The organism is Pseudomonas sp. B8(2017) (genome assembly GCF_002113575.1).
In the GTDB taxonomy this organism is placed as follows: domain Bacteria; phylum Pseudomonadota; class Gammaproteobacteria; order Pseudomonadales; family Pseudomonadaceae; genus Aquipseudomonas; species Aquipseudomonas putida_Z.
The window spans coordinates 73611-83182 of record NZ_NEIO01000023.1; the positions used below are offsets into that span (position 1 = coordinate 73611).

The window sequence follows — 9572 nt, forward strand, 5'->3', positions numbered from 1 at the left end:
TTCTACCTGTCGAGTTGGCTGTCCGCCTGCTGATAGATTGGCAAGTAGAGCTGCATGCAAGTTCCCCGGCCGGGCTCGCTGTCCACGCAAATGGCACCACCGCTCTGCCTGGCAAAACCATACACCTGGCTAAGGCCCAGGCCAGTCCCCTTGCCAAAGGGCTTGGTAGTGAAAAACGGTTCGAAAATCCGCGGCAGTACCGCTGGCGCGATGCCCTCGCCGCTGTCTTCCACCTCGAAACGCACAAACCCGCCGTGCAGGCCTTCCACCTCGCCGGCCAGTTCGACCACATCGACGGTCAAGCCGATCCGGCCCTGCCCCGTGATGGCATCGCGGGCATTGAACAACAGATTGAGCAGCACCATCTGCAATTGCCCGGCATCCACTTCGATCAGGGGCAGGTCCGGTTGCAGCACAACCTCCAGGTCAATCGAAGCGGGCAGCGCATGCTCCAGTAGACCACGGGTGGCGGCAATAAGGTTCGCCGGGGCGACGCAAGACACATCAAGCTTGCGGTGGCGGGCAAAGCTGAGCAACTGCTGGGTCAGTTCGGTGCCCCGCTGCCCGGCCTCCAGAATATGCTGCAGCATGCGCTGGGCGCGTGCCGGGTCCTGTGTGGCCAGCGCCAGGCGCGCCGAGCTGATGATGATGGTCAGCATGTTGTTGAAGTCATGCGCCAGGCCACCGGTCAACTGGCCGAGGGCCTCCAGCTTCTGTGCCTGGAACAGCTGGGCGCGCACCGCGTCCAGTTGCAGCGCCGACTCGCGACGGTCGGTGATGTCCCGGGTCACCTTGGCCAGGCCGACGACCTGGCCCTGGTCATCGCGAATCACATCCAGCGCGGCCAGCGCCCAGAACTGCGTGCCATCCTTGCGTACGCGCCAGCCTTCATCCTGCGCCACGCCCTGCTCCAGCGCCTGGCGCAGCAAGCGCTCCGGGCGGCCTTCGGTGCAATCCTGCGGGGTGAAGAACAACGAGAAATGCTGGCCGATCACTTCATCGGCACGGTACCCCTTGATGCGTTGCGCGCCTGCGTTCCACGACACCACATGGCCGGACGGGTCGAGCATGTAGATGGCGTAATCCACCACCGACTGAACCAGCTGTTCATAGCGGTGGGCAGGCATGACAGGGTGGTCGAGGCAGTCAGCTGAAACCATGCGAGCTCCACCGGTACGGCAGGAGGGAAGATAGGGCGAGGTTCAACGCTCTGGCTCAACCAGCACCGGGCTGATGCGCCGCGGCATCGCCACTTTCAGCAGCCACAACCCGACCAGCAGGATAAGCCCGCCACCGGCCAGGGCCATCAGGCGCTGCGGTTGAGGGTGTTCGGCATCGAACCCCAGCATCAGCAGGTAACCGCCCAGGCTGATCAGGCTGAGGTAGAGAAACGCCCCCAACACGACTACCAGCACGAACAACAGTCGCCAGAACAGCCGTGGGCGTACGATACGCTCGGAAGTACCGGACTGATTCATCACCGCACTCTTGGATCCAATAAAGGGGCAACAGTGGCGTAATGACAGCAAGGTGTCAATTGCCCATTCGATCGACCCTTCACTCTGTTGATCATAGGTGCTGTGGTTGACTCAACTATAACAATGGGTTATAAAGCGCGCTTGATTGCGAAGCCCTTCTGCTTAGAAGCGAGCTGGTCGTCACGACCCCTTCAAGCGTGCGAGTGTGGTGGAATTGGTATACACAGCAGACTTAAAATCTGTCGGCGTGAGCCTTGCGGGTTCGAGTCCCGCCACTCGCACCAAATTCTTTGCGAAGGCGCCCTTGCGGCGCCTTTTTGCTGCCCGCCAGCAATCCATTGCGCAGCTGCTAGAGTGGAGCTTGTACCCGTCCACTGGAACGCCGCCATGCGCTACTCCCTGTTCGATGGTCAACGCGACATCATTATCCTGATTGCCCGTGTGCTGCTGATGATCCTGTTCGTCTTGTCTGGCTGGGGCAAGCTGACCGGGTTCGAAGGCACGGTCGGCTACATGACTTCACTGGGCGCCCCTGCCCCCATGCTGGCAGCGGCAGTTGCCGTGCTCATGGAGTTCGTCGTCGGCATACTGCTGATCCTCGGTTTCTACACCCGGCCGCTGGCCTTCCTGCTTGCGCTGTTCGTGCTGGGCACGGCGCTGCTGGGTCACCCGTTCTGGAGCATGGTCGACCCTGAGCGCAGCGCCAACATGACCCAGTTCCTGAAAAACCTCAGCATCATGGGCGGCCTGCTGATGCTGGCAGTGAGCGGCCCTGGGCGTTTTTCGGTAGACGGGCGCTGAGTCAGTCGTCTTCGCAGTCGTCGAACCAGGCTGGGTGATCGCGCTCCTCGTCATCGAGGTCATCCAGCGTTTCCTCGTCTTCCTCAACCTCGTCCTCGGCACCCTGGGCATCCGCTTCAGGCTCCAAATCGTCGTAGAGGAATTCGTGGTCAAGCAGGTGATCGTGCTCGGGTTCGTGCAGGTCGTCTTCGTCGTGCATGCTGGCTCCTGGGCTGGTGGCAGGCCTGTATAGGCTGATCGGCTGCGCAGGTCAATGCGTTACCGCTTAATGCTCGGTTAACCGGCCGGGTCCACTCTGCAGGCTCTCCCTTCAAACGTTGCTTGCCCGCCTTCCATGGCGGGCTTTTTTATCCCCTGGGTTTTCCCTTCGTCCAGCCTTGGCAAATCACAGTGAACTGCGCCCATGCTGGCCAGGCTCGCAAATGATGCAGGTCCTGTCGTTTTTCAAGGAGAAAGCCCATGGCTGTGTATATCGACAACCTCATCATCACCACTCCCGTGCCGAAGTCCGCGACCAACCCGGTGGCGCTGGAGTTGACCGGCGCCCAGGCGCTGGCGACCCTGCCCGAAGTCATCGCCCGCCTGAGCGACGGCTCGATCCGCATGACCGCCCCCACCAAGGGCGCCTCCAGCAAAAGCACCCACCGCACCCGCTGTGAGTGGAAGGAGCCCACATACTGGGCACTGAACAGCGGCGCCCGACACCGCAATCACCAGACCATGACACTGCAGAAAGTGAACTTTGCGCAAAAAGTGGTGATTGCCCAGATGCACGTCAAAGACGACGACAACCCGCCCATCAAGGTGTTCTGGAACAAGGGCAAGATCACCGTGGGCTTCCGGACCGACTTCAACCAGACGGCCACAAGCAGCAGCACGGTGCTGGCCGACGTACCGCTCGGTGCCCGTTTCGATGTGAGCATCGACGTGACGAACAACGGCGCCTGCACGGTCAGTGCAAGCTGCAACGGCCGTATTGGCAGCACATCGCCTCTGCAACTGGGTGCGACCTGGGCGACGCGCTCGCTCAACTTCCATGGTGGGGTATACAACCAGGTGGACTACACCGACGACACGCCTGCCGAGGACGGCTCGGTGTGCGTCATCAGCCAACTGGAACTGAGCCATGCATGACATGCTCATGACCTGACCTTCACGAAATACTGACATCCGGGTGGGCACACTGGCCCTGCTCCGTATGTTCTTGCAGCCCGCCGCATTATTGCCGCGGGCTTTTCTTTTTGTGGCGAGCCCTACGCAGAAACCTGCAGGGCCCTGCTGCGTACAAGCCTCCCACCCCAGACCATGACCTGAAGCAGTTTTGCCCCACCCGGCAAGGGCTATGCTAACCCCGGCGATAACCCAAGCTCATTCGGATAGACACGGAGGCTCCTATGAAAGCTGCTGTTGTTGCACCAGGCCGTCGCGTGGATGTGGTGGAGAAAACCCTGCGCCCCCTCGAGCACGGTGAAGCGCTGCTGAAGATGCAATGCTGCGGTGTGTGCCACACCGACCTGCATGTGAAAAATGGCGACTTCGGTGACAAGACCGGTGTGGTGCTAGGCCACGAAGGCATCGGCGTGGTCCAGGCAGTAGGGCCAGGCGTCACCTCGCTCAAACCGGGCGACCGCGCCAGCGTGGCTTGGTTCTACCAGGGCTGCGGGCATTGCGAGTATTGCAACAGCGGCAACGAAACCCTGTGCCGCGAAGTGAAGAACTCCGGCTACACCGTGGACGGCGGCATGGCCGAAGCCTGCATCGTCAAGGCCGACTACTCGGTAAAAGTGCCCGACGGGCTCGACTCCGCTGCCGCCAGCAGCATTACCTGCGCCGGCGTCACCACCTACAAGGCAGTGAAGATCTCCAACATCCGCCCTGGCCAATGGATCGCCATCTACGGCCTCGGCGGCCTGGGCAACCTTGCCCTGCAATACGCCAAGAACGTCTTCAACGCCAAAGTGATCGCCATCGACGTCAACGAAGAGCAACTGCGCTTCGCCAGCGAGATGGGCGCCGACCTGGTCATCAACTCACGCACCGAGGATGCCGCCAAGGTCATCCAGGCCAAGACCGGTGGCGCCCATGCCGCCGTGGTTACCGCCGTTGCCAAGGCTGCCTTCAACTCGGCCGTTGATGCCCTGCGTGCGGGTGGCCGCCTGGTTGCGGTCGGCCTGCCTTCGGAAGCGATGAACCTGAACATTCCTCGGCTGGTGCTGGACGGTATCGAAGTGATCGGCTCGCTGGTCGGTACCCGCCAGGACCTGCAGGAAGCTTTCCAGTTTGCGGCGGAAGGGAAAGTGGTGCCGAAGGTGACCCTGCGGCCGATCGAGGATATCAACCAGATCTTCGAAGAGATGCTGGAGGGCAAGATCAAAGGGCGGATGGTGATTCAGTTCGAGGGGTGATGGCCCATGTGCGCTGGCTGTTGGTGCAGCACACGCTACCCTGCTGCATTCGAGCGCGGGCGGTCAGAGATGGCTTCCGCCCCTTGTAAAGCGAACCAATGGGTGCACCTTGGGCTCTGGTTTCGGGTAAGCGCTATGCTTCATATACGGTTTTATCCAAGTCGTGGTTTGTAGTTGCTTCGCAAGCCGCAAACTGGCTAGCACATCGAGGTCAATGTATGGGCATCCGCAGCTTGGCGAAAAACCTGCCACCCGATCCGGACAATGACGGCTGGGTGCTTGGATGGGGCGTGCTGAGAGACCGGCATCCCTGGCATTTCGTCGATGTTTATGCCGACCAGAAGACTGCCAGGGCCGAGGCGGAGCGCCGCGGGGTTGGCTATGTTGTGGAGTTCGGCTCGCACCGCCTGGGATCGGATGAATTCGTTTGCGGGATATCCCCGCCTGAAGGCTAGCGTTTGAATGGACGGAGCGGCGGGCGATGGATGCTGCGGCCGTAGGCGACAGACAGCTATCGACCCAAAGCGGACACTGAAAAAACTGATGTTGTGAGTGCCATGCGCACTCTGTGGGAGCGGGCGTGCCCGCGAACACCGGCGCAGCCGGTGCCAGTCTCCGCGTTTGATTCTTCGCGGGCGCGCCCGCTCCCACAGAGATTGCTGTTCTGCTCACCGGCAGCAACCGGTCGAATGCAGCCTTTCAGCAAAGGCATGAAACCAATAACTTGATAGTTCTGACTAGTCGACGAGGCCGACAGGCCCTGGCCGGCGTTACCCCTTGGTCACATCAACCAATGGCGTCTGCCGCACCTCGGTTTCGCGCCCTCCTTGTATCTGGCCAACCTGCTTCAAGGCCTTGTCCACTGCCACCTTGTCCGCCAACAAGCTGTAGCTGATGTGGAACTGCCTGTGTTCCTTCGGTCCGATTGTCGGCACCAGGTTCAGTGGCCGCTGGTAACGGCGGTTGTAGGAAAAACTCGTCCCCGGCTCGAGCCCGGTCACATAACCCTGGCCTTGGGTATCGGTATTTTTCCACAGTGAAAATACAGGCAATGTCCGAGTATTGAAGCCGACCGAAACGCCCAGACTGCCAGCCTTGTCATGCAACACGGCCAACGTATTGCCCTGGTCATCGGCATACGGCACCACGTTATAAACCGTTTCGTCATAGTCCTTGGTGGGCGCTCGGTAGGTTTGCCAATCGGCCAGATCTTCCCTTGCCTTGTCGTTGAACGGCGACACCTGTTTCACTGGCGCGGCGAACCGAGCGCCCTGCTCCAGAAACGGGGTGCTGAAGTTACTGTGATACAGCGCCTGGTATTCCTTCGGATAATCGCCGTTGTTGGTCAGGGTGTCGTTGAGGACAAACATCACGCTGCCCGGTTCGGTGACCAATTCAGTCACGACGGAGAAGTCGACCTTCTTGAACGCCTGCTCTTTCAGTTCGCCACGCAGGCTGATGGCGTATGGTGGTTTCTCATCGATGTGCAGGGTGACTTTGTTCGCAGGTATGTTGGCGGCCCGACCGTGCAGGGTCAGCAACTCGCCATTGTCGACGCCGGGGTGGCCGACCCATTCGTAACCGCAGCGGGCGACCAGTTCGTTGAAGCCCTCCAGCCAGCCCAGGCCATTGCGCCCATTGAGTTCGATGAAGGACGGGTTGACCACTTCCTTGACCGGCGAATCCCAGCCCATGCGCACATTGCCGACCGACGCCTGCAAAACGTTCATTCCGCGGGTCGGCACTACTGAAAGTTTCATCGTACCGTTATCGATGTCGACGATGCTGACACCCTCTTGCCGGCCTCCGTGCAAGGTGCGCAAGGTAACGCTGAAGGGCTTGTCGGTTTTTACGCCAAGTTGCTGGCTGGTGATCTGCCAGTTCTGGGCGGCTTTATCGGTGTCGAGCAGAACGTAATCCCAGGCCATGGTGTGGGAGGCTGCGGACAGGGCGCCGAGAGCAACGAAGAATTTGAGGAGGGGCATGACAGGTTGCCTTTCTTGGAGTTGTTCCCCTTTATAGACACGAAGAAACGTTTCAGCAAGCTAGCCTAGCGATGCTTTCGATTGGCACAGGTTTCTTTAGCTAGTTTCAGGGAGTAGCCTCGGCCCAGTGAATCTTTCGAGCCCGATCAGGTTATCAACCTTGTGAAAGCATCAGAGAGACAGAACAATTGCCGAACTCGATAGAATCTTGATTGCCATGCCAGACGGTTTCCCTGATTTGCCCTCGCTGAACGCGTTGCGTGTTTTTGAAGTGGTGGCTCGCCGCTTGAACTTCCGTGTGGCTGCCGAGGAACTGGGCGTGACCCAGGCGGCAGTTGCCCAGCAGATACGTGGGCTGGAGGCGAGCCTGGATCTGCGTTTGTTTGAACGCCTGCCCCGTGGCTTGGCGTTGACTGATGCGGGCCTGGGCTACAGCGGAAGCATTCGCAGTGCACTGGCCATGATCGACGAGGCAACACGCCTGCTTCGGCCACAGACTTCTCACTTGACAGTCAGCGTTACACCTACCTTCGCCTCGAAATGGCTGATTCCCAGGCTGGGCAATTTTGCGCAGAGCCACCCAGACATCGACTTGCGTGTGCTGGCAACCGACCGGCTGTCGCACTTCAGCACCGATGGTGTGGATATCGCTGTCCGCTATGGCAAGCCCGAGTTCGGAGCAGGTTTGAATAGCGAGCTGCTGATGGAGCAGCGAATCGTTGCGGTGGCCAGCCCAAGGCTGTTCGAAGGCAGCGAAATACCTGCCAGCTTTGCGCAGTTGCAGGACTTCGTCATGTTGCACGATGCCCATAATTTCTGGCCTCAGTTCCTTGCAGAGCTGTTCCCGCATCACCTGCAACCCACCGCCAGAAATCTGCGCTTCAATCAGACCTCATTGGCCATTGAAGCGGCAATCAGCGGCCAGGGCATTGCCTTGGCCAGCCCTGCATTCGTCGGTGATGACATTGCCGCAGGCCGACTGATGCAGGTTTTTACCCAGCAACTCAGGGTCGACAAGTCGTTTTATCTGGTCTGGCCACGCAAGATGAAACAGCCGGACTCATTGAGCGTCGTCCAACACTGGCTCAAGCAACAAGCTGTCGATAGTTAATCTATCGCAATAGTGAAGTTTAGCTGTCTCCCTCGCCAATAGGCCTGCTGCTAAGGTGAATGCACCTGAAAAATCCACACTGAGAGATTGGAGGCAGCATGTCAGTAGAAAAAGTTGCGATTATCACGGCAGGTGGCAGCGGCATGGGCGCAGCGGCAGCACGACGCCTGGCCGCCGACGGCTTCAAGGTTGGGATTCTCTCCTCGTCGGGCAAGGGCGAGGCGTTGGCTGCCGAACTCGGCGGTATTGGTGTAACCGGTAGCAACCAGTCGGTTGAAGACCTGCAACGCCTGGTCGACGCTGTCGTGGAGAAGTGGGGCCGTATCGATGTGCTGGTCAATAGCGCCGGCCATGGTCCACGCGCGCCAATCCTGGAAATCAGCGACGAGGATTGGCACAAGGGCATGGATACTTACCTGCTCAATGTCATTCGCCCGACTCGCCTGGTGACGCCTTACATGCAGCGTCAGAAGAGCGGAGTGATCATCAACATCTCCACTGCCTGGGCGTTCGAACCCAGCGAGCTGTTCCCGACTTCTGCTGTATTCCGCTCGGGCCTTGCCGCGTTCACCAAGATCTTCGCCGACAATTTCGCCGGCGATAACGTGCGCATCAACAACGTCCTCCCTGGCTGGATCGACAGCTTGCCGAGCACCGAGCAACGCCGCGACAGCGTGCCGCTCAAGCGCTACGGCACCAGCGAAGAAATCGCTGCGACCATTGCGTTCCTTGCTAGCGAAGGCGCGGCCTACATCACCGGGCAGAACATCAGGGTCGATGGCGGCGTAACACGCAGCATTTGATCGTCCGTGGCCGCAGTATTGCTGCGGCCCTCGTTTCATGGAACATGGTTTTTTCATGCTGGACGATCTGTTTCAGACCATATGGGCGCGGCTGATCAAGGGTTCGCTGATAGGGATGCCATGGGACGATAGCGTCCGGCATCGTTCCCCTCCTCTAGCGCAATACTGAACAGCTCTGCCAAAAGAAAAGGCACCCGCAGGTGCCCTCTCGATACCGTTTACGGAATGAATCGAGTGCCACAAGCGTGGCACATCCAAGTGCGGCGCCACTCTTCCAATTTGTCGTACTGTGCGACGTTGAATTTCCAGTGGCGAACGAATCCAATTACACCGACGGTGATAAATATCGCGCCTATGAAGAACCTGGTCCAATCAACGCCCCAGAACGTGTTCATAAGCTTGAGGCCATCGTACAAGATGATTGCGCCAACCCCTGTAAGGATGACCGGGCCAAGCAAGCGCTTACCTGGAGGTGGACCGACGCTTGCCGCCAAATTGGTCTGATGCCGACCTGAAGTTTCAACGGTCACGCTTGGTCCGAATCCGGATTGGGATTGCGCTTGGTGGGTTGCTTGTATGTGAGAAGTGCCAGCAGCATGGATGATAGACAGAAGCTGGACGTTTTGACCTTGGCATTGCGGGCAGCAGATTGCGTTATTGCTCACCACGTATTCATTCCTTTGAGGGGTGCAAGGCGAGCATTCTAAGGCAATTGCTTACATCAGCGCACTAGGCGACTTCATCCGAACGCTATTCACGACCTACCAGGCCCACAACCAACCCGACCCTCCATCCCATCTGTGTGCCTGCAGTTTCGGAACTCGTAGTTTTTTTCAACCCACAAAGAAAAACCCCGCAGACGTTAATCTGCGGGGCTTTCGAATGGTGGAGATCGTGTCCCGGGAAGTGGTGTAACTCATCATGGCTTTGGCCATTGAGCTTGCCGTTTAGTTGATCACGGCCGACAGCTTGGCCTGTGGATTATCGCT

10 protein-coding genes and 1 tRNA gene are annotated in these 9572 nt (G+C 59.1%); 7 read left to right on the forward strand and 4 right to left on the reverse strand.

What is annotated here, in order from left to right; genetic code table 11:
* Nucleotides 1-2: 2 nt before the first annotated feature.
* Together CAG22_RS23920 and CAG22_RS23925 are read right to left on the reverse strand one after the other, a co-directional pair.
* The gene (locus tag CAG22_RS23920) at nt 3-1160 is read right to left on the reverse strand and encodes a nitrogen regulation protein NR(II) (protein WP_085706311.1); all 1158 of its coding nucleotides are present in this window, start codon (nt 1158-1160) and stop codon (nt 3-5) included.
* A 42-nt stretch (nt 1161-1202) separates the two neighbouring features.
* Nucleotides 1203-1478, reverse strand: a complete 276-nt coding sequence (locus CAG22_RS23925) for a hypothetical protein (RefSeq protein WP_025339678.1) — start codon at nt 1476-1478, stop codon at nt 1203-1205.
* A 199-nt stretch (nt 1479-1677) separates the two neighbouring features.
* Between CAG22_RS23925 and CAG22_RS23930 the strand changes: the two genes are divergently transcribed.
* A tRNA-Leu gene (locus CAG22_RS23930) sits at nt 1678-1762 on the forward strand.
* Nucleotides 1763-1865: 103 nt separating this feature from the next.
* Nucleotides 1866-2279 carry a DoxX family protein gene (locus CAG22_RS23935; protein WP_025339679.1) on the forward strand — a complete coding sequence of 138 codons (414 nt, stop codon included), beginning with the start codon at nt 1866-1868 and terminating at the stop codon, nt 2277-2279.
* A gap of 1 nt (nt 2280) precedes the next feature.
* Here CAG22_RS23935 and CAG22_RS23940 read toward each other — a convergent pair whose 3' ends face one another.
* On the reverse strand, nt 2281-2478 hold the full coding sequence (locus tag CAG22_RS23940) for a hypothetical protein (RefSeq protein ID WP_075045622.1): 198 nt from the start codon (nt 2476-2478) through the stop codon (nt 2281-2283).
* Between the two features lie 260 nt (nt 2479-2738).
* Between CAG22_RS23940 and CAG22_RS23945 the strand changes: the two genes are divergently transcribed.
* From CAG22_RS23945 to CAG22_RS23955, 3 genes are all read left to right on the forward strand, one after another.
* The gene (locus CAG22_RS23945; RefSeq protein ID WP_085706312.1) at nt 2739-3413 is read left to right on the forward strand and encodes a polysaccharide lyase family 7 protein; all 675 of its coding nucleotides are present in this window, start codon (nt 2739-2741) and stop codon (nt 3411-3413) included.
* A 260-nt stretch (nt 3414-3673) separates the two neighbouring features.
* Complete coding sequence (gene adhP / locus CAG22_RS23950; protein ID WP_075045624.1) at nt 3674-4684, forward strand: alcohol dehydrogenase AdhP; 1011 nt, start codon at nt 3674-3676, stop codon at nt 4682-4684.
* 218 nt (nt 4685-4902) lie between these two features.
* A complete protein-coding gene (locus CAG22_RS23955) occupies nt 4903-5139 on the forward strand; it encodes a hypothetical protein (RefSeq protein ID WP_075045625.1) in 237 nt (78 codons plus the stop codon).
* Between the two features lie 315 nt (nt 5140-5454).
* Here the strand turns inward: CAG22_RS23955 and CAG22_RS23960 are convergent, their stop codons facing one another.
* Complete coding sequence (locus CAG22_RS23960) at nt 5455-6669, reverse strand: aldose 1-epimerase family protein (RefSeq protein ID WP_085706313.1); 1215 nt, start codon at nt 6667-6669, stop codon at nt 5455-5457.
* A 217-nt stretch (nt 6670-6886) separates the two neighbouring features.
* On the opposite strand from CAG22_RS23960, the gene CAG22_RS23965 reads away from it, so the two are divergent.
* The gene (locus CAG22_RS23965) at nt 6887-7780 is read left to right on the forward strand and encodes a LysR substrate-binding domain-containing protein (RefSeq protein WP_025339684.1); all 894 of its coding nucleotides are present in this window, start codon (nt 6887-6889) and stop codon (nt 7778-7780) included.
* Between the two features lie 98 nt (nt 7781-7878).
* Nucleotides 7879-8583: an SDR family oxidoreductase gene (locus tag CAG22_RS23970; RefSeq protein ID WP_085590913.1), complete on the forward strand. Its 705-nt coding sequence runs from the start codon at nt 7879-7881 to the stop codon at nt 8581-8583.
* Nucleotides 8584-9572 lie beyond the last annotated feature (989 nt).